Consider the following 19,404-nt stretch of genomic DNA (forward strand, 5'->3'; position numbering starts at 1 on the left):
CTATCGTCGTACATCAGCTCAGCATCGGGCTCACGCAGCCCTGGCGCCTTTGGCAAAGCGATGTATGCGGCGATGCTCCACATAGGCGATGCCCACGCCGCTGGCGCAGATGATGCCTATGCCCAGCATGGTGAAGCCGTCCGGAAACTGGCCGAACACCAGCCAGCCCATGGTCGTGGCGGAGATGATCTGCGCATAGAAGAAGGGCGTCAGTACGGAGGCTTCAGCATGGCGGAAGGCGCTGATCTGCAGAAAGTGGCCGACCGTACTGGTGATGCCGGTGGAGATCAGAATCATCCATTCGGTCAGCGAGGGTGAGTGCGAACTCCAGAAAAACGGCACCAGCACGGTGCTGATCGCGCTGCCTACGATGCCGCTGTAGAACAGTGTGACCATGGGATTGTCCGCCTGGTTGGCCTTGCGATTGAGGATGGAAATCAGCGCCATGGCGGTGGCCGACAGCAGGCCGAGCAGCACGCCGTGCAGCGGAATATCGCCGCCCGGACGAATCACGATCAGCATGCCGGTGAAACCGACCAGCACGGCCACCCAGCGCGACACATACGTCGCTTCCTTCAGCAGCCAGGGTGAAATCGCCAGCACCAGCAGCGGCGCGCAGAAATTCATCGCCGTGCCTTCCGCCAGCGGCACGATCTTGATCACGGAAAAGAACAGCAGCGTCGACACCAGCAACAGTACGGCACGCGCGATCTGCAGGCCGGGCCGCTTGGAGTGCAGGATGCTCTTGCCATTGCGCCGGCGATACAGCGGCGCCAGCGTTACCGCCATGAACAGCGTGTTGATGGTGTAACGCATCCAGGCAATCATGACCACGTGATAACCGGCCATCGCCAGCAGCTTGCCGGCGGTGTCCAGCAGCGACAAAGTCCACAGACCGCCGATCAGAAAGACGACGGCCAGCGTGATCTGGGATCGATGGTGTGCCGCGCTCATCGCCAGCTGCGCGGGGCTCATGGCGCGAACCGTTCAGCACGTGCAGCTGCTTTCCTGAAAATGGGGTGAGCGAGTGATTTCTTCTCAGTGTTGCTGGGGCGATGCTGCCGGGCGTTGAACATGGTCTCGGATGATTTTATTGAAAACGGCTCTGATGGCCGGAATGAATTCGCTGGCGGTCAAACCGACCGGGCCCAGTCCCTGTTCTACCAACTGGTCGGCGGCGGCGCCGTGCAACCAGGGCGCGGCCAGGGCCGCATGACGCGTCGACCAGCCTTGCGCCAGCAAGGCGCCGCACAGGCCCGACAAGATATCGCCGGTGCCGGCGGTCGACAGGCCTGGATTGCCGTTCGGATTGATGACAATCTCGCCGTCGGGAAAAGCGATCACGGTGCCGGCGCCTTTCAGCACCGCGATGGTATTGAAATGCCGCGCCAGCAGACGCGCCGCATGCGGCCGGTCGGCCTGGATCTGTTGCGTGGTGAGATCCAGCAGACGTGCAGCCTCCAGCGGATGCGGCGTGATGATGCTGATGATCGCGCTCTGTGGCGCACCGGAACCATGCGGCGGACTGCGATGATGCAGTTTGTGCTGTAGCGCCGGCTCGGCCGCGATCAGGTTGAGGGCGTCGGCATCCAGCACCAGATTGCTTTCGCTTTCAAGCGCACGCGCCAGAATGTCATGTGCATGGCGCGAAGTGCCCATGCCGGGGCCGACTACCAGTGCTGCGCTGGAGGCGAACTCGACGCGATCGGCGACGCGGAACATCAGTTCCGGGTGCGCGCTGTCGTAGGCCGGACCGTCATCGACGAAGGCCACATAAACACGGCCGGCGCCGCCATAGGCCGCAGTACGCGCCGCCAGCACCGGGGCGCCGGCCATGCCGCGTGCACCGCCGACCACGATGACGTCGCCATAGCTGCCCTTGTGCGAATTGCTGGCACGCGGCCGCAGCGCCGACGCAAACTGTGCCGTACCGTTGAGAAAGGCCTGGGCCGGCTTGATGCCGGCGGCATCGGTATCCAGCGTGCGCAGTAATACGGTGCCACTGTGATCCTTGCCGTCGCAGGTGTGCAGGCCGGTCTTGTCGCCGATGAAGGTCAGGGTATGAGTGGCGCGCACCGCCACGCCATCGGCACCGCCGACGATGCTGCCGCTGTCGGCATTCAGGCCGCTGGGGACATCGATGGCGAGAATCGGGCAGCGCAGACCGTTGATATGCTCAATGAGCGCGCGTACTTTGGCGCTCGGCGGCCGCGTCAGACCGATACCGAACAGACCGTCCATGACCAGGCCCCAGCGCTGTTCGGGTAAATGCGCGAGGCTGTCGCCGGCAATGAAAGTCACGCCGGAGGACTCGGCGCGCTGTAAGGCGGTCCGGGCATCTTCGGGCTGTTTATTGCGGTCGGCGTGCAGCATCACCCAGGTCGGCACGCTTGCTTGCGCCAGCAATTGCGCGGCCTCCAGTGCATCGCCGCCGTTATTGCCGGGGCCCGCAAGAATCAGCACCGGCAAGCGTTGCCGTGTCTGTTCACAGCTCTGAATCAGTTGCAACGCTTGTTCAGCGCAAGCGGCGCCGGCGCGCTGCATCAGGGTATAGGGCGGCAGGGCGGCGAGCGCGGTGCTTTCCACCTGCCGTATTTCTGCAACCGAATAGAGCGCGCTCATAGCTGTCGATGCCTGAGAAAGGTTTGAATTTACCGGGGAGGGAAGTGCCGGTTCATTTTAAGGCAACTTGCGAAAAACCGCTTTTGAGCTAGATTTGACACGAAATTGTACGGGTTTAAGTCTGTGTCCGGAATGTGGAGTTTGATGAAAAATATCGATGCATGCGGCCGTTGAGTGGCCGAGCAATGATGGCCGGCTGATGGCAACTCAGGCGTGCAAATCATCACCGACAAACAAGCAAACAGGGTGAGGGGAAGTGAACCGCGACTGTCAGGCAAACGGCGCAGGCGGTCAAAAAAAATGCTGAAGACCAGCTTCAGCATTTCGGCGCGATCGACTATTTGGCGACCGGCATATGCTGCAGCAGCAAACCTTCAGGATCGAAAGCCGGTTCTTCGCCGGCCAGCATTTCTGCCACCAGTGCGGAGGAGCCGACGCTGGCGGCCCAGCCGCTGGCGCCGTGACCGACGTTGACATACACGTTGCCTTGCAAAGTCGGACCCAGCAGCGGCATGCCGCTGGGCGTCAGCGCCATCGAGTTGCTCCAGAAATGCGCCTGATTGTAATTGGCGGCGTTCGGATAATAATCGCCGGCGATTTTCAGCAGATTGCGCAGCGCCTTGGGCGGCGGCGTCTTGCTCGGCGATACGAAGCCGAGCAAACCCGAAATACGGATGCGATTGCCGATACGCGTCATCGCGACCTTGTAGGCTTCATCCACCAGCGCTGCGTTCGGGGCGTCGTCCGGATTCTTGATCGGCACCAGCGCGGAATAACTTTCCAGTGCATGCAGCGGCAAGACCGTACCCAGCGGGCGCAGCAGATTGGCGCTTTGCAAGCCGGCTGCCACCACCACGCCATCCACCATCAGGCGGCTGGATTCGAATTGCGGCGCCTCGACTTCCAGCGCCACACGGCCGCCGAATTCGGGCTGCAGCGATTTGACGGTGCAACCGAAATGAAATACCACGCCCAGCTCTTGCGCCGCCAGCCGCATCTGCTTGGCGAACAGCACGCAATTGCCGGCCTGATCCTGCGGGTAGTGAATCGCTCCTGCCAGCGCTGCGCCGGAGGCAAACGCCGGCTCCAGCAGGCGAATGGCTTCGGCGTCGACAGCTTTGTGCTTCAGTTCGGATTGCTGCGCGGCTTCCAGCAATTGCGGAATGCGCGCGGCGTCGGCTGCGTGGCGGAACAGATGGATCACGCCATCGCTGTTTTCGTGCTCCAGCGCGTGATGTTCCTGCAGATGGCGCGTCAGCATCTGGCCGTAGGCCGAGAGACGGGTCAGGCGCAGTTTGTTGGCGGCGAATTCTTGCTGCTGAGCCTTGCGTGTGCCGCGCATCCACCGGTTGCGGGCCATGTCTATGCCTGAGCGCAGCAGCACGCGTGGTTCATCCTGAAAGCGGCAGCGGAAAGTGGCAAAGCGACCGGGCAGGGTCAGCGGCATGGCACTGCCCGGCGCCAGCAGGCCGGAATTGCCGAAGGTCGCCTCTTCCGCGACATTGGCGCGGCGCTCCAGCACGGCGACCTCGAAGCCCTTGGCGGCCAGAAAATAGGCCGTGCAGATCCCCGATAGCCCCCCGCCGATGACTGCAATCTGTCGATGTGTATTGTTATTTGTCACGCTGTCTGTCTTGGTTTCGGTTGTCTGCTGAGGCATGCGACCCGTCGGGCGCCCGGGTGGCCCCGATGCTGGCAACCTGCGCGCGATGGATAAGCGGAATGAGCGAGAGGCTGACCCGCCTCATGGCAACCGGCAAATGCTGTTTTTCTGATGCGGGCGGAATGATACATCGAAATAGCGGTTTTTCCTGTAAGAACGGCCAGTAAAGCTGTATTAAAAGCGAAGTAAGCTCGACTGATTCCGATATTCGTCCTTGCTTCTTCGCCAGGTATGGCACTCCCGAGGGTATCGATAATTTCCCTGGCAGTTTGAAGAACTATTTCTGACCGTCGTTCAAGTTTTTTGCAAATTTCCTTGTTTCAACGATGGAGAGGCCAAAACGGATGACCGCGCCGGAACTTGATTTGCTCAGGCTCCCTCTGAACCGCGCTCATCGGGCATGTGCCCATTCTGCATCCTGTTCAATGTCATCCAAAGGAGATTTACCATGATCAACACCAGCATGATCAGCATTACCCGTCGCTTCGCCATCGTATTCATGTCGGTTCTGATGCTGGCGCTGGCCGGCTGTGCTTCTAACTCCAAGCAGTCGAGCACCGGCGAAATGCTGGACGACACGGTCATCACCACCCGCGTCAAGGCCGCGATCTTCAATGAGCCAGATCTCAAAACCACTGAAATCAAGGTCAAGACCTTCAAGGGCGACGTCCAGCTGAGCGGTTTCGTTTCTTCGCAGGCAGCGGTCAACAAGGCCGTGGCCGTCGCGCGCAAGGTGCCGGGCGTGAGCAGCGTGACCAATAGCATGATTGTCAAATAAGCATGATGGCCCAAGTGTGATCTGGCGCAGAAGCCGGAATGTGCGGTCGTCGCCAAGGCGGCCTTGAAAAGCCCGGAGCCCGCAAGCTCCGGGCTTTTTCTTTTGGACTGGATGCAATGGGCGGCAACCGCGCTTCGCAAAAAGATGCTGAGGGGCAATTTAAATGAGCCGCCGTCAGGCAGCTGGCTTTGCGCAGGCGCAGCACGCGACTGGCAGGCGGCGCTTTGCGGCTCGCTTTTGGTGGGCTGAAAGCTGCCTGTCACTGTATAATTCGGCTTTGCTTGCAAACGCGTGCACGGCTCCGCCGGCGGTCACGTCCTCCTGTTCAGGCCCGGTCGCACAGCAGTGGATTGCATCTCGGCATGCACCGCAGCAATCGGCCGGATTGATCAGGAGGATGCGCAGACCCGCCTGCTGTCAGGTTGACCGGCGCCGCGTCAGATTTCCGGAATTTCCCGATTCAAAGCCAACTGCCTCGCCAACTGTCTCGACTCTCGCCATGCTGATTCTGCCGGGCTCCAATGCCCTTTCTGTTTTTCGTACCCAAGGTCTCCTGTCCAAACTGCAAGCTGTCGATGCCGCCATTACCGGCGTCACTGGTCGCTTCGTGCATTTCATCGATGCTGCCGGCGAGCTGGCGCAAGATGATATCGCCCGCCTGAATGGTTTGCTGACCTATGGCGAGCCTTTCAACAGCAGCGAAGAGGGCGAAGAATTCGTCGTCATTCCGCGTTTCGGCACCATTTCGCCATGGGCCAGCAAGGCTACCGACATCGCGCGCAACTGCGGCATGAGCAACATCCACCGCATCGAACGCGGGATTGCTTATCGGGTGCAGGTCAAGAGCGGTTTGCTGGGCGGCGCCAAGAAGCTCAACGAAGCCAGCCTGCTGCCCGTCATGGAGCTGCTGCACGACCGCATGACGGACACCGTGCTGCGCGACGCCACTGCGGCCGCCGGTCTGTTCTCCGAACTGCAGGCACGTGCGCTGGAATCCATCGATGTGCTGGGCGGCGGCAAGGCTGCGCTGGAACGCGCCAACACCGAACTCGGTCTGGCCATGTCGGACGACGAGATCGATTATCTGGTCGAGGCTTTCACCCGCGCGCAGCGCAATCCGACCGACGTCGAACTGATGATGTTCGCGCAGGCCAACAGCGAACACTGCCGCCACAAGATTTTCAACGCCGACTGGACCATCGACGGCGTGGCGCAGGACAAGTCGCTGTTCGGCATGATCAAGAATACACACCAGCTGCAGCCCAAGGGCACCGTGGTCGCCTATAGCGACAATTCCTCGGTGATCGAAGGCGCGACCATTTCGCGCTTTTATCAGCGCGGCGCCACCAAGGGCAATGTGTACGAAGCCTCGGACGAGCTGACCCACATCCTGATGAAGGTGGAAACCCACAATCACCCGACGGCCATTTCGCCCTTTGCCGGCGCCTCGACCGGCGCCGGCGGCGAGATTCGCGACGAAGGCGCAACCGGCCGCGGTTCCAAACCCAAGGCCGGCCTGACCGGCTTCACGGTATCCAACCTGATGGTCACGCATGCCGTACAGCCCTGGGAAAATGCGCGCGACGTCGCGCAACCGCTGGCCCAGCGAGATGCGCGCGCCGACGGCGGCATCTACGGCAAACCGGATCGCATCGCTTCACCGCTGCAGATCATGATCGACGGCCCGCTCGGCGGCGCCGCGTTCAACAACGAATTCGGCCGTCCCAATCTGGGCGGCTATTTCCGTACCTACGAACAGAACGTGGGCGGCAACGTGCAGGGCTATCACAAGCCGATCATGATTGCCGGCGGCATGGGCAGCATCTCTGCCAAGCACACCCGCAAGAACGATCTGCCGCCCGGCAGCCTGCTGATTCAACTCGGCGGCCCCGGCATGCGCATCGGCATGGGCGGCAGTGCCGCTTCGTCGATGGCGACCGGCGTGAATACCGCCGATCTGGATTTCGACTCGGTGCAACGCGGCAATCCTGAAATGGAAAGACGCGCGCAGGAAGTCATCAACGCCTGCTGGGCGCTGGGCGACGACAATCCTATTCTGTCGATCCACGACGTCGGCGCCGGCGGTCTGTCGAACGCCTTCCCGGAAATCACCAACGACGCCAAGCGCGGCGCGATCTTCGATCTGCGCAAGGTGCCGCTGGAAGAAAGCGGTCTGGCGCCCAAGGAAATCTGGAGCAATGAATCGCAGGAGCGCTATGTGCTGGCGATTTCGCCCGAGCATCTGGACCTGTTCCGCTACCTGTGCGAACGCGAGCGCAGCCCGTTCGCCGTGGTCGGCACCGCAACGGAAGAGCGCCAGCTGAAGGTGATCGATCCCGAACACAGCAACAATCCGGTCGACATGCCGATGGACGTACTGCTGGGCAAGCCGCCCAAGATGCATCGCGACGTCAAGCACGTACAGCAGGAGCTGCCGCCGGTCGATCTGACCGGCATGCATCTGGTCGACGTCGCCGAGCGCGTGTTGCGTCTGCCCACCGTGGCCGACAAATCTTTCCTGATCACCATCGGCGACCGCAGCGTCGGCGCCATGACCGTGCGCGACCAGATGGTCGGCCCATGGCAGGTGCCGGTGGCCGATTGCGCAGTCACCGCAATGGGGCTGGAAGGCTATCTGGGTGAAGCCATGGCGATGGGTGAGCGCACTCCGCTGGCGGTGATCGATGCCGCAGCCTCGGGGCGCATGGCGGTCGGCGAAGCCATCACCAATATTGCGGCAGCGCCGATTGCAGATATCTCCGACATCAAGCTGTCGGCCAACTGGATGGCGGCCTGTGGCCAGCCTGGCCAGGACGCCGCGCTGTTCGACACTGTCAAGGCCGTCGGCATGGAACTGTGCCCGGCTCTGGGCGTGAGCATTCCGGTCGGCAAGGATTCGCTATCGATGCGCAGCACCTGGCAGGACGACGGTAGCGCCAAGGCCGTGATTTCGCCGGTGTCGCTGATCGTGTCCTCGTTCGCGCCGGTCACTGATGTGCGTCGCGTGCTGACGCCGCAGCTGCGCAAGGATCTGGGCGATACCTCGCTGATCCTGATCGATCTCGGCCGCGGCAAGAACCGCATGGGCGCTTCGGCGCTGACGCAGGTCATGCAGCAGATCGGTAATGAAGTGCCGGACGTCGACAGCGCGGAAGACCTCAAGGGCTTCTTCAAGGCGATCCAGCAACTCAATACCGAAGGCAAGCTGCTGGCTTACCACGACCGTTCCGACGGCGGCCTGTATGCGACGCTGACCGAAATGGCCTTCGCCGGCCGTACCGGCATCTCGGTCAATCTCGACATCCTGACCATGGAGAGCGAGCACGCGGCGGACTGGGGCGATTCCAAGAACTGGACTTCGCAAGTCGCGGAACGCCGCAACGAACTGACGCTGCGCGCATTGTTCAGCGAAGAGCTGGGCGCTGTGATCCAGGTGCGCGCCGAGCAGAAATCCGAAGTCATGAATGTGCTGCGGACATTCAATCTCGGCGCCTGCAGCCACATCATCGGCAAGCTCAACGAGCGCGACGTGGTGGAATTCCTGCGCGACGCCAAGACCATCTACACCCAGCCGCGCAGCACGCTGCAGCGTCTGTGGAGCGAAACCAGCTGGCGCATCGCGCGCCTGCGCGACAACCCGGCCTGCGCGGATGCCGAATACGAACGCATCCTGGATGCCGCCGATCCCGGCATCACGCCGAAGCTGACGTTCGACCCGCAGGAAGACATCGCTGCGCCTTATATTTCGGTCGGTGCGGTGGCGCGTCCCAAGGTCGCGATTCTGCGTGAGCAGGGTGTCAATTCGCACATCGAAACCGCTTATGTCATGCACAAGGCCGGCTTCACCGCTGTCGACGTGCACATGAGCGATCTGATCGCAAATCGCGCCAATCTGGATGACTTCAAGGGCTTCATCGCGGTCGGTGGCTTCTCCTACGGCGACGTGCTGGGCGCGGGCGAAGGCTGGGCCAAGACGATTCTGTTCAATGCCCAGCTGGCGGAGCAGTTCTCGCGCTTCTTCCAGCGCGACGATACGTTCTCGCTGGGCATCTGCAACGGTTGCCAGATGATGAGCAATCTGAAATCGATGATCCCCGGCGCAGAAGCCTGGCCGAAGTTCACGCGCAACAAGTCGGAGCAATTCGAAGCGCGTTTCACCATGGTGGAAGTCGGCGATTCTCCTTCCATCTTCATGCAAGGCATGGCCGGCACCCAGGCGCCGATCGCCACCGCCCACGGCGAAGGCTTTGCCGACTTCTCGCTGACCGGCGACATCAACAAGGCCATCGTCGCGATGCGCTATGTCGACAACAAGGGAGCGCAGACCGAAGCCTATCCGTACAACCCGAACGGCTCGCCGCAAGGCATCACCTCGGTGACGACACCGGATGGCCGCTTCACTGTGCTGATGCCGCATGCCGAACGCGTGTTCCGCACCGTGACGCAATCCTGGCATCCGGACGGCTGGGGCGAGGATTCGCCATGGATGCGCATGTTCCGCAACGCGCGCAAGTGGGTGGGCTGATCCTTCATCCGATCTGCGGCAGTGATCATCGCTTGCTGCCGCCCGCCTGATGTGCAGGGCCAAACAAAAAAGCGCAGTTCCGGGAAGGAACTGCGCTTTTTGTTTTCCGGCATTCTGAAGCAAGCGGAGCTTCAGGCAGTTGCCGCCGAGCGGCCGCAACTGCTTTATCTTTATTTAAGCCCGATCAGAAAATATGGCGGATGCCGACGCCTACGCTGGTGACATTGTCCTTGCCCGCAGCCTGGCCCGGCAGCTCATACGCGCCGGCGTCCTTGGCCTTGTTGTAGTCGATCGTGGTGTACAGCTGAGTGCGCTTGGAGAGAGCGTACTCGGCCACCCCAACTAGTGCATAGCGCTTGCCATCGCCGACATTGCCGACGCCGCTGATGGTGACTGTGTCATACGCCGACAACTACGCGCAGGCATGGCCTTGGGATGCCAACGGACGTCCGAAAAAAAATACCCGGCGGGGGAAATCCCGGCCGGGTATCTGAACTGTGCGCTGCCGCCTGAGCGATCAGCGCTGATGCGGCATCAGGGCAGTATTACTGCACCTTGGCCTTCTTGCGCAGTTCTTCCTGATACGCTTGCAGCTTCTTCTGTTGCAGCGCTTCAGCGATTTGCGGCTTCACTTCTTCCAGGGTCGGAACCTTGGCGGCGCGCACGTCTTCCAGCTTGATCACGTGGTAGCCGAACTGGGTCTTGACCGGAGTTTCGGTGATGTCACCCTTCTTCAGCGCAACCATCGCGTCCGAGAACGGTTTGACGAAGGAGGCTGGCGTTGCCCAGTCCAGATCGCCGCCGTTGGCAGCCGAACCGGTGTCCTTCGATTGCTTGGCCAGATCTTCAAACTTGGTGCCAGCCTTCAGCTTGGCGATGATCGCCTTGGCATCTTCTTCCTTGTCCACCAGGATGTGGCGTGCATGGTATTCCTTGTCGCCGGCCTGCGCCTTGAACTTGTCGTACTCAGCCTTGATGTCTGCATCCGATACCGGATTCTTCTTCAGGTAGTCGCCGATCAGGGCGCGGATCACGATGGACTGGCGTGCCAGTTCCAGCTGAGCCTTGACGTCGGAGCTGTTGCTCAGACCTTGCTTGTCGGCTTCTTGCATCAGGATTTCGCGGTTGATCAGTTCTTCCTTGATCGCGCCACGCAGCTGAGGCGTGTCTTGCTGACCTTGGGAGGTCATTTGCTTGACCATCAGGTCAGCGCGCGAGGAAGGAATGTTCTTGCCGTTCACGACAGCCAGGTTTTGAGCAAAAGCGGGAATAGCAGCAACTGCGAACAGCAGCACCAGCAGACGTGCAGGTTTTTTGAATGTCATTATTCGAATCCTAAAAAGAGGGATTAAAAGGGGCGTAGAGAGGCCTGAATTTGTAAAAAGGGGGAATGGAAAACCGGGAGAGGATAAGGCGTCAATCTATTATTGTTGGTGTCAGTGGCTCGCCTCTGATGGCGTCAGCGCTGCGATTGCCAGCGCGTGTATCTCTTGATGCATCAGATCGGACAGGCAATCATACACCAGCCGATGGCGATTCAAGCGATTTTTACCTTCAAACACAGTTGAAACAATTCGTATCCTGTAGTGCCCGCCGCCTGAAGCTGCGCCTGCATGACCGGCATGCAGAGCAGATTCGTCCTCTACCTGACATTGCTCCGGTGAGAAAGTTGCAAGCAGGCGCTCGCGGATCAGCGCGGGGCGCGCATCGGCGGTGCTCATTCAGCGTCTTTCATGTATTTGCTGAGGAACAGGGTCTGCCCGATGATGAAGACAAACATCAGCCCCATGCTGCCGAACAGCTTGAAGTTGACCCACGTATCCATCTGGTAATTGAAGGCGATGTACAGGTTCAGGCAGCCCATGAAGGCGAAGAAAATGATCCACGCCACATTCAGACGCGGCCAGATGAAATCGGGCACACTGATCTGTTTTTCCATCATCACGCGGATCAGGTTTTTCTTCATGAACAGCTGGCTGAACAGCAGCGCCAGACCGAAGCACCAGTACAGAATGGTCGGCTTCCACTTGATGAAGTTTTCATCGCGGAAATAAATGGTGGCGCCGCCGAAGACCACGATGATGGCCAGCGAAACCCACAGCATGCCGTCCACCTTGCGGCGCCGCGCCAGCAGATAAACGATCTGCGCAATCGAGGCGACGATCGCGACCGCTGTCGACAGCAGGATAGGCGCTTGCTGTGCGGTGATCGGGCCGCTCGACATGAAGTTCGACAGCAGATCGCTGGCCAGTTGCAGCGACTCGGTCGGATGCGACTCGGCCAGTTTGAATACGCCGAAAAAGAGGATGACCGGGAACAGGTCGAACAGAAACTTCATTGCTTATATTTCTTTTCTTCAAAAGGCCGGGAATGTCGCCATCCGTACCGGCCGGTTTAAAAACACGAGGGAATTTCCGCCAAGGCGCAATGCTACAGCATCTCGCGCGCGGCCCGGCGGCATTCGCCTCAGGCCGGATCGAAGCGCAGCGAAGCAGAGTTGATGCAGTAGCGCAGGCCGGTCGGCGGCGGGCCATCGGGAAATACATGGCCGAGGTGAGCATCGCAGACATTGCAAATGATTTCGATGCGAATCATGCCGTGGCTGGTGTCTTTCTTTTCGCTCACATTGGCCGGATCGATGGGTTCGAAATAGCTGGGCCAGCCGCAGCCCGAATCGAACTTGGCGTCCGACGTGAACAGCGGCGTATTGCAGCAGACGCAAGTGTAAGTACCGTGTTCATGATGGTCCCAGTAACGGCCGGTGAAGGCGCGTTCGGTGGCGGCGTGACGGGTGACCTGGTATTCGGTTGAATCGAGTTGCTCACGCCATTCGGCATCGGTTTTCTGAACTTTGGGTGTCGACATGGTTGTACTCCGCTTGGTAATCCGGTTACTCAAACTGGCTTTCCGCATGGAAAGCCGGGTAAAACAAAAACATGCTGAAGCATACTGCAAGCCTGCGGATTGCATCCGGCTTGATCAGGACGAGCAACTGACCTCAAGATGGCTGGCCCAGTCCGGCGGCAGGTCGGCATAGCGATCAAACTCCGGCTGTTCATCGAAAGGCTGCTGCAAGATCTGCAGCAGACGTTCCACTTCCGAGAAATCCTTGTTTTGCGCCTTGTCGATGGCGACCTGGGCCAGATAATTGCGTAGCACGTACTTGGGGTTGACTGCATCCATTGCAAGTTTGCGCGTCGCGTCTTCGCTGTTTTCCAGACGCAGGCGGGCGCGGTATTGCAGCGCCCAGGCGTCGAAGGCCTGGCGGTCGATGATCAGGTCGCGCAGCGCTTCATCGGAAGCCGTATCGTCGATGCGCAGATTGCCTAGCTGACGGAAGAAACTGGTGAAATCGACATGGCTGTTTTGCAGGATTGCGAACATAGCGTCCAGCAGCGTGCCGTCCTCGGCCTGCGTGCTGCGCAGCCCCAGCTTGGCCTGCATCAGCTGCGCATGCCTGAGTTCGAATTGCGCCTGATACTCGCCCAGCGCGGCCTCGGTCTCTTCCACGCTGCCGATCAGCGGCAGCATCGCCTGACCCAGCGCGAAACAGTTCCACTGGCCGATCTTGGGCTGCATCTGATACGAGTAGCGACCTTGCTGGTCGGTGTGATTGCAGATGTGATTGGCGTCAAAGGCCTCCATGAAGCCGAAGGGGCCGTAATCCAGCGTCAGGCCGAGGATGGACATGTTGTCGGTATTCATCACGCCATGCATGAAGCCAACCGCTTGCCAGTGCGCCATCAGATGCGCGGTGCGGCGCGTGACCTCTTTGAGCAGCGCGGCATAGGGATTGGCGCTGTCCAGCAATTCCGGATAAAGCTGCGCCAGCACGGCATCGGCCAGAATCTTCAGATCGTCGTGGCGCTGGTTGTAATACCAGTGCTCGAAGGAGCCGAAGCGGATGAAGCTGGGCGCCATGCGCGTCACCACCGCAGCGGTCTCTGCTGTTTCGCGTAACACGCGCTGATCCGAACCGGTCACGCACAAGGCGCGGGTGGTCGGAATGCCGAGCGCGGCCATGGCTTCCGAACATAGGAATTCGCGTATCGACGAACGCAGCACGGCGCGGCCGTCGCCCATGCGCGAATAGGGCGTTTTGCCCGAGCCTTTCAATTGCAGCTCGATACGTCCCTTGCCGTCTGCCGCTGCCAGGTCGCCGATGGAAATCGCGCGGCCGTCGCCGAGCTGGCCGGCCCATTGTCCGAACTGATGGCCCGAATAGACGGCCGCCAGCGGTTGCGAACCGGACGCAATGAGGTTGCCGGTGAACAGATCGAGAAAGTGCTGGTCGTCTGCGGCAGGCGTTTTCAAACCGATGCTGCGTGCGGCATCGGCGCTGAAGCCCACCAGATAAGGCGCCGGCAGCGGCGTCGGTTGCAGGCGCGTGTAAAACGCCGGCGGCAGATCGGCAAAGCGATTGGCGAATTGCAACTGTGCGCTGCTGAGCGCCGCCAGGGGCAAAGTGCTTGAGTTGGTGTCCTGCATCAGGTGAAGTCCAGGCTGTTCGGCATCAATCTGCCATTTTGACAGAGATCGGCAGATCGGACCGGGCCGATCTCAGGAATTTCCCGATAGGCTGCCGCCGGGCAAGGTTTTACAGTGGCGTCACTATCCACTCAGTTCTGACCGTCCATATCGTCTTTCGCGCCTTTTGATATCCCGGACGGCATCACCCCATCGGAGATTTACGCATGTGCAGCCGGATATCCCAACCTGACGACGTTTTGATGTATGCCGGCCTGCTGGGATGGCATAGCCGCAGCCTGCGCCTGATTGCGGCCCAGGCCGACTGGCCGTCCTTCAATGCCGCGCCGCGTCTTGAGCGTCTGGTGTTCCGGGTGATCGACGGCAAGCCGACCGCCGATCTGGTGCGCTGGGAGTGCCAGTCGGACTGGGCCAAGGAACGCGGCCTGGCCGGTTCGACCCGGCTCAAATGCCGTGATGTGGAACATCCGCGCTATCGCGATCTGCTGGAACACGGCCGCGTCATCGTGCCCGTCAAAGGCTGGTTCGAATGGACCGAGGAAGAGGGCGAACGCCAACCCTGGTACGTCACCGGCAAGAGCGGTCTGCCGCTGTATCTGGCGGCGGTCTGCAATTATCATCCGCACCATGCCGGCCAGGAAGGCAACGGCTTCATGCTGCTGACGGACAACGGCACCGGCGGCACCGTGTCTAGCGAAAACCGCGCACCGGTGGTGCTGTCGGCGCAAAATGCGCGCGACTGGATGAATCCCGATCTGAAGCCTGAACAGGCTTATACGATCGCCTCGCGCAATGCCATCGTCAGCCACAGCGACCTCAAGTGGTATCGGGTGTCCTCTGCAGTCAACTCGGTCGAGGCGCACGGGCAAGGGCTGATTGAGCCTGCAGGCATCTATGCCTGATAGTTGTCCTGATTTTCGGCGTCGCTTGCCGTCTGGATTGTTCGTGCCCGGCTGAGGGATTGATGGCATCAAAGCAAAAGCGCCCGTGACGGCGCTTTTTTTTCGTCTTCATCTTTCGCGCTTTTGCGATAGCCTGAAAGCCGCGCAGCTCCCAATATCCTCGTTTCTCAAAACGCGACAAGCGCTGACCCTCATGCTTGAATACCTGCTGTTCATGGCCGCTGCCGCCGCCATCGTCTATCTGCTTGATCGCATGTGGCTGCAACATTTTGCCTGGCGCAGGCCTGCCTTGCAGGATCCCTCAGGCTATCTGGAACTGACGCGGCGACTGACTGAAATGTGCCACGGCGTGCGCGACGAAGCAGACCGTCTGATCGCCTTGCAGAAAGCAGCGCATCCCGAGATGACCCACGCACAGGCTGTGGCGGCGGCCTTGCAGGAAATGCTGGCGCCGGATCGCAGCGGCTTGCGTTAAGTCAGCGGGACAGTAAATTCGTCGTGCAAGCCACAAACAAAAACGCCAGACCGGGTTGCGGTCTGGCGTTTTTGTGTCGGCGCGGAGGTGCAGAGGCTGCGACAGACGCATCGGTACTCCGTCGCCGAGCTGGTGCGTATTTGCTTACTTATTTGTTCACCAGTCTGGCCGGTAAAGTCAGCGTCAGCAGACCGCCGATCACCAGCGACACCGCCAGCACATACATGCCGGCATTGGTGCTTTGGGTGGTGTCCTTCAGCCAGCCCACCAGGAAGGGGCTGACGAAACCGGCCAGGTTGCCCAGCGAGTTGATCAGCGCGATACCGGCGGCGGCGGCGGTGCCCGACAGGAAGGCCGTCGGCAAGCTCCAGAACAGCGGCAGCGTGGTCAGAATGCCCATGCTGGCCAGCGTCAGCGATGCCATCGCCATGGTGGTGTTGTGGTCGTACACGGTCGACGCCAGCAGGCCCACGCAGCCGAAGAAGGCTGGGATGGCAACGTGCCAGCGGCGCTCGCGGCGGGCGTCAGCGCTGCGGCCGACCAGCACCATCGTCACGGCGGCGAAGGCGTAGGGGATCGCGGTCAGCAGGCCGACGTTGAGCGGGTCAGTCACTCCGGTGGTCTTGATGATGGTCGGCAGCCAGAAACTCACGCCATACAGGCCCATCACGAAGCAGAAGTAGATCAGCGCACCCAGCCAGACACGGCCGTTGGAGAACATGGCCGATAGCGACTGATGCTCTTTCTGGCTTTCTTCCGCGCTGATCTTGGATTCCAGCAGCTTCTTTTCATCTTCACTCAGCCAGGTGGCGTCGCGGATGCGGTCCTTCATGTAGGCGATCACCAGCACGCCCAGGATCAGCGAAGGAATCGCTTCCAGAATGAACATCCATTGCCAGCCGGTATGGCCCCAGATGCCAGGCATGGCATGCATGATCCAGCCCGACAAGGGGCCGCCGATCACGCCAGAGAGCGCGATGCCGGTCATGAACAATGCAGTGATCTTGCCGCGGCGCTCGGCCGGATACCAGTAGGTCAGGTAAAGGATCACGCCGGGGAAGAAGCCTGCTTCGGCCACACCCAGCAGGAAGCGCATGAGGTAGAACATTTCCGGCGTGGTGACGTAAGCCATGCCGCCGGAGATGATGCCCCAGGTGATCATGATGCGGGCGATCCACATGCGCGCGCCCACCTTGTGCAGAATCATGTTGCTCGGAATTTCAAAGATGAAATAGCCGATGAAAAAGATGCCGGCCCCGAGGCCGTAGATGGTTTCGCTGAACTTCAGGTCGGAGAGCATCTGCAGCTTGGCGAAGCCGACGTTGACGCGATCCAGATAAGAGGCCACGTAGCACAGGAACAGCAGCGGCAGCAGCCGCCAGGTGACTTTGGTATAGGTGGCGTCTTCAAAGGTGGCCTGACTGCTGCCGGGCGAGGCGGTGGCGCCTGCGTTGTAGCTCATGTCTCACTCCTGTATATCTCGTTATGGATTTTTATGTTGTGCACCTGCTCGAGCCTTGCTTTTGATGGTTGTCATGTGGCGGCGGCCCGGCGGTGCCTGCATTGTAGTAGCGGCGGCTTTATTGTCAATGCATTGCTGCGTCAGCTTGGAACGCCAATGCTGGAGGCTCCTTTCACTATTTCCGGATACATGAGTGTCCAGATGGGGCCGGGTTCAATATTCGCTGAGTAGGACCTGACGACATCAATGACGCGGTCGATGATTTCCTGCGGTCGGTCCAGCTGGCAATGCGCCTTGCCGAATTCAATCAGCTCTGCGCGGGTCGGCCATGACTTGGCCTTGTTCATCTTCAATGCCAGCGTGTCCCTGGGCAGGTAGGCGGTGGTGCATACCACGTCGTAAAGTGGTGAAAGTCGCACGTCGTGCGTCTGAGGCGTGCAGTACAGCAGGCCGAAGTTCTTCAAGTGCGCGTCGCCGTTGCGTACCGCGACTGAGAGCGTCAGGGCCTGAAAGAAACTGGTCAGCGATGGTGTCTTGTGGATTGCGCTGGTGAAAATGTCGATGGCCTTGGCGATATTTTCGTAGCTGGAATCGTATTTTTCACGGTTCTGCCTACCGGTGAGGGCTGTCATGTCTTCGAACCCCAGATAGCGGTCGTTTGCGGCGTCGATATCGAAGCGTTCGATGACGAATACTTCCCGGTTGTCGGACAGCCAGAACAGCGGAACCTCAATGCCTGCCAGCCTGGCCATGCTCATGCAGTGGTATTCATTTTCAGCCAGGCCGTCATAGTCTGCGCCGCTGGCCTTGATGATGAGGTTGCGGTCCTTCATGTGACCTTTTTCGACCGTGTCCTTCCCGCCGTAGGCGGAAACCAGCACCTTGGGTTGCACGCCTGAAATTCCCGAGGTGGCGGCGTACTTTTGCGTAAGGTGATCGAACAGGCTTTCGCTGCCTTTCCAGGCCAGCAGCGCCGAGAGATCTTCGGCCTTGATAGGCACAGAAGGATTGTCATCGATATTGACGCTGACGCGGCCGATCGTATCGGCGCCGACCAGTGCCAGCAGATTGAAATCGTCCATCTTCATGGTCTTGCCGAAGTGCGCATGGAGCCAGTCCAGCAAATAACCTTCGGGAAGATTCTGGCGCAACACGCCGGGCAGGAGATTTGACGCGTAGGTTTGCGCGCGCAGCGGCATCGTCAGGCTGATCTCGCAAGCCGGGTCTTCCGTGCGGTAGCCGAATACGAACTGGGATTCGCGCGTAAGTTGTCCGGCCGGTCCCTGGCTGGTATGCACATGAAGATGTTTGAGCCGTTTCGGCGCTTCAGGCTTCATCATCATCCTCGTCTTCGGCAAAGAGGGCGCTCAACTCCGACTCGGTCGGGCGTTTGGGCGTGTCGGTGATCGTGATCGACAATCCGACTGCATTGAGGATGCGCTCCAGTTTGCGGTAGCCGATGTCATTGGCGCCGGAGCCCCCTTCCAGTTCGATCAAGGTGCGTCGGCCGATTTGCGCGCGGTTTGCCAGCTCGGCCTGTGTGAGGCCGAGCTGGCGGCGCCTGGTCGTGATGAGTTGGGCGATGGCTAAGGTATTCATGTGCAAAATTTAGCACAAATAAAATTAAATTCAATTATTTGGGCAAAATATTGCACATTTCATCAAACGCAACGTCCGCCGTCGACTTCAATACATACGCCGGTGACGAACTTCGCTTCGTCCGAACCCAGATACAGGCAGGCGTTGGCAATGTCCTCGGCTTCCGAAAAACGCCCCATCGGAATCGTGGCGACGAACTTCTTGCGATTTTCAGGGGTGTCGGGCACGCCCATGAATTCGGTCAGCAGACCGGTGGCGGAAATCACCGGGTTGACGCAATTGACGCGGATATTGTCCGGACCCAGTTCGCCGGCCATCGACTTGCTGGTGACGATGACGGCGCCCTTGCTGCCGTTGTACCAGGTCAGGCCGGGACGCGGACGGATACCGGCGGTGGAGGCGATATTGATGAAACAGCCGCCGCCGACCTGGCGGAAATGCGGCACGAACGTTTGCGCGCTGAGGAAGATGCTCTTGACGTTGATCGCATACACGCGATCGAACTCTTCTTCCGTGACTTCCAGCATGGGGCGGTTGCGGTGCGTGGTGCCGGCATTGTTGACCACGATGTCGCAGCCGCCGAAGGCCTTCAGCGTGGCCGCCAGCATGGCATCCATGTCGGCGCGTTTGGAGACGTCGGTCTTGACGAACTCCGCCTGGCCGCCGGCCTTCTTGATTTCTTCCACCACGCGCAGGCCGCCGGTTTCGCTGATGTCGGCCACCATGACGCGCGCGCCTTCACGTGCATAAGTCTTGGCAATGCCTTCGCCGAAGCCTGAACCGCCGCCGGTAACGATGGCCACTTTATCTTTCAAACGCATGATGTCTCCTTGTGAATAAATAAGTTTCTGCCGGCACGGTGCGCTTGCATTTGCGAACCGGCCGCGTCT

At 60.1% G+C, this 19,404-nt stretch carries 16 protein-coding genes and 1 pseudogene; 4 read left to right on the forward strand and 13 right to left on the reverse strand.

Annotated elements, in window-relative coordinates; translation table 11 throughout:
• Positions 1-30 precede the first annotated feature (30 nt).
• The 3 genes from PQR62_RS13195 to PQR62_RS13205 form a co-directional block, all read right to left on the reverse strand.
• Positions 31-975, reverse strand: a complete 945-nt coding sequence (locus tag PQR62_RS13195; RefSeq protein ID WP_408158402.1) for a DMT family transporter — start codon at positions 973-975, stop codon at positions 31-33.
• A 63-nt stretch (positions 976-1,038) separates the two neighbouring features.
• Entirely contained in the window at positions 1,039-2,622 is a 1,584-nt protein-coding gene (locus PQR62_RS13200; RefSeq protein WP_408158403.1) for an NAD(P)H-hydrate dehydratase, read from the reverse strand.
• Between the two features lie 337 nt (positions 2,623-2,959).
• On the reverse strand, positions 2,960-4,246 hold the full coding sequence (locus tag PQR62_RS13205; protein WP_408158404.1) for an FAD-dependent oxidoreductase: 1,287 nt from the start codon (positions 4,244-4,246) through the stop codon (positions 2,960-2,962).
• 487 nt (positions 4,247-4,733) lie between these two features.
• Here PQR62_RS13205 and PQR62_RS13210 point away from each other — a divergent pair, with 487 nt between their 5' ends.
• Both PQR62_RS13210 and purL read left to right on the forward strand, forming a co-directional pair.
• The gene (locus tag PQR62_RS13210) at positions 4,734-5,063 is read left to right on the forward strand and encodes a BON domain-containing protein (protein WP_408158405.1); all 330 of its coding nucleotides are present in this window, start codon (positions 4,734-4,736) and stop codon (positions 5,061-5,063) included.
• A gap of 499 nt (positions 5,064-5,562) precedes the next feature.
• Positions 5,563-9,588 (forward strand): phosphoribosylformylglycinamidine synthase, encoded by a 4,026-nt coding sequence (purL, locus tag PQR62_RS13215; protein ID WP_408158406.1) that lies wholly within the window; start codon positions 5,563-5,565, stop codon positions 9,586-9,588.
• 184 nt (positions 9,589-9,772) lie between these two features.
• Here the strand turns inward: purL and PQR62_RS13220 are convergent.
• The 6 genes and pseudogenes from PQR62_RS13220 to PQR62_RS13245 form a co-directional block, all read right to left on the reverse strand.
• Positions 9,773-9,964: pseudogene (locus PQR62_RS13220) on the reverse strand (porin); the annotation flags it as partial.
• 169 nt (positions 9,965-10,133) lie between these two features.
• The gene (locus tag PQR62_RS13225; RefSeq protein ID WP_408158407.1) at positions 10,134-10,913 is read right to left on the reverse strand and encodes a peptidylprolyl isomerase; all 780 of its coding nucleotides are present in this window, start codon (positions 10,911-10,913) and stop codon (positions 10,134-10,136) included.
• A 111-nt stretch (positions 10,914-11,024) separates the two neighbouring features.
• The gene (locus PQR62_RS13230; RefSeq protein WP_408158408.1) at positions 11,025-11,309 is read right to left on the reverse strand and encodes a BolA family protein; all 285 of its coding nucleotides are present in this window, start codon (positions 11,307-11,309) and stop codon (positions 11,025-11,027) included.
• Entirely contained in the window at positions 11,306-11,926 is a 621-nt protein-coding gene (locus PQR62_RS13235; RefSeq protein WP_408158409.1) for a septation protein A, read from the reverse strand. The genes PQR62_RS13230 and PQR62_RS13235 overlap by 4 nt, the downstream gene beginning before the upstream one ends.
• Positions 11,927-12,054: 128 nt before the next feature.
• On the reverse strand, positions 12,055-12,453 hold the full coding sequence (gene msrB, locus PQR62_RS13240) for a peptide-methionine (R)-S-oxide reductase MsrB (protein ID WP_408158410.1): 399 nt from the start codon (positions 12,451-12,453) through the stop codon (positions 12,055-12,057).
• A 114-nt stretch (positions 12,454-12,567) separates the two neighbouring features.
• The gene (locus tag PQR62_RS13245; RefSeq protein ID WP_408158411.1) at positions 12,568-14,076 is read right to left on the reverse strand and encodes a protein adenylyltransferase SelO; all 1,509 of its coding nucleotides are present in this window, start codon (positions 14,074-14,076) and stop codon (positions 12,568-12,570) included.
• 206 nt (positions 14,077-14,282) lie between these two features.
• Here PQR62_RS13245 and PQR62_RS13250 point away from each other — a divergent pair, with 206 nt between their 5' ends.
• The gene (locus PQR62_RS13250; protein WP_408158412.1) at positions 14,283-14,978 is read left to right on the forward strand and encodes an SOS response-associated peptidase; all 696 of its coding nucleotides are present in this window, start codon (positions 14,283-14,285) and stop codon (positions 14,976-14,978) included.
• Positions 14,979-15,171: 193 nt separating this feature from the next.
• Positions 15,172-15,453 (forward strand): hypothetical protein, encoded by a 282-nt coding sequence (locus PQR62_RS13255; protein ID WP_408158413.1) that lies wholly within the window; start codon positions 15,172-15,174, stop codon positions 15,451-15,453.
• Positions 15,454-15,601: 148 nt separating this feature from the next.
• Here the strand turns inward: PQR62_RS13255 and PQR62_RS13260 are convergent, their stop codons facing one another.
• From PQR62_RS13260 to PQR62_RS13275, 4 genes are all read right to left on the reverse strand, one after another.
• Positions 15,602-16,915, reverse strand: a complete 1,314-nt coding sequence (locus PQR62_RS13260) for an MFS transporter (RefSeq protein WP_408158414.1) — start codon at positions 16,913-16,915, stop codon at positions 15,602-15,604.
• A 140-nt stretch (positions 16,916-17,055) separates the two neighbouring features.
• Positions 17,056-18,258 (reverse strand): type II toxin-antitoxin system HipA family toxin, encoded by a 1,203-nt coding sequence (locus tag PQR62_RS13265; RefSeq protein WP_408158415.1) that lies wholly within the window; start codon positions 18,256-18,258, stop codon positions 17,056-17,058.
• Positions 18,242-18,514, reverse strand: coding sequence for a helix-turn-helix domain-containing protein (locus PQR62_RS13270; protein WP_408158416.1), 273 nt, complete (start codon positions 18,512-18,514; stop codon positions 18,242-18,244). The genes PQR62_RS13265 and PQR62_RS13270 overlap by 17 nt, the downstream gene beginning before the upstream one ends.
• 62 nt (positions 18,515-18,576) lie before the next feature.
• On the reverse strand, positions 18,577-19,335 hold the full coding sequence (locus PQR62_RS13275; RefSeq protein WP_408158417.1) for an SDR family oxidoreductase: 759 nt from the start codon (positions 19,333-19,335) through the stop codon (positions 18,577-18,579).
• Positions 19,336-19,404: the final 69 nt, after the last annotated feature.

Origin of the sequence: Herbaspirillum lusitanum, from assembly GCF_046025995.1 — a bacterium.
Lineage (GTDB): Bacteria > Pseudomonadota > Gammaproteobacteria > Burkholderiales > Burkholderiaceae_D > Herbaspirillum > Herbaspirillum lusitanum_A.

Bases quoted from the DNA above. Each gene is read 5' to 3' on its own strand.
- purL (WP_408158406.1), top strand. From the start codon at position 5,563: ATGCTGATTCTGCCGGGCTCCAATGCCCTTTCTGTTTTTCGTACCCAA.
- PQR62_RS13270 (WP_408158416.1), bottom strand. From the start codon at position 18,514: ATGAATACCTTAGCCATCGCCCAACTCATCACGACCAGGCGCCGCCAG.
- PQR62_RS13200 (WP_408158403.1), bottom strand. From the start codon at position 2,622: ATGAGCGCGCTCTATTCGGTTGCAGAAATACGGCAGGTGGAAAGCACC.
- PQR62_RS13245 (WP_408158411.1), bottom strand. From the start codon at position 14,076: ATGCAGGACACCAACTCAAGCACTTTGCCCCTGGCGGCGCTCAGCAGC.
- PQR62_RS13210 (WP_408158405.1), top strand. From the start codon at position 4,734: ATGATCAACACCAGCATGATCAGCATTACCCGTCGCTTCGCCATCGTA.
- PQR62_RS13230 (WP_408158408.1), bottom strand. From the start codon at position 11,309: ATGAGCACCGCCGATGCGCGCCCCGCGCTGATCCGCGAGCGCCTGCTT.
- PQR62_RS13195 (WP_408158402.1), bottom strand. From the start codon at position 975: ATGAGCCCCGCGCAGCTGGCGATGAGCGCGGCACACCATCGATCCCAG.
- PQR62_RS13265 (WP_408158415.1), bottom strand. From the start codon at position 18,258: ATGATGATGAAGCCTGAAGCGCCGAAACGGCTCAAACATCTTCATGTG.
- PQR62_RS13275 (WP_408158417.1), bottom strand. From the start codon at position 19,335: ATGCGTTTGAAAGATAAAGTGGCCATCGTTACCGGCGGCGGTTCAGGC.
- PQR62_RS13260 (WP_408158414.1), bottom strand. From the start codon at position 16,915: ATGAGCTACAACGCAGGCGCCACCGCCTCGCCCGGCAGCAGTCAGGCC.
- PQR62_RS13225 (WP_408158407.1), bottom strand. From the start codon at position 10,913: ATGACATTCAAAAAACCTGCACGTCTGCTGGTGCTGCTGTTCGCAGTT.
- PQR62_RS13250 (WP_408158412.1), top strand. From the start codon at position 14,283: ATGTGCAGCCGGATATCCCAACCTGACGACGTTTTGATGTATGCCGGC.
- msrB (WP_408158410.1), bottom strand. From the start codon at position 12,453: ATGTCGACACCCAAAGTTCAGAAAACCGATGCCGAATGGCGTGAGCAA.
- PQR62_RS13255 (WP_408158413.1), top strand. From the start codon at position 15,172: ATGCTTGAATACCTGCTGTTCATGGCCGCTGCCGCCGCCATCGTCTAT.
- PQR62_RS13235 (WP_408158409.1), bottom strand. From the start codon at position 11,926: ATGAAGTTTCTGTTCGACCTGTTCCCGGTCATCCTCTTTTTCGGCGTA.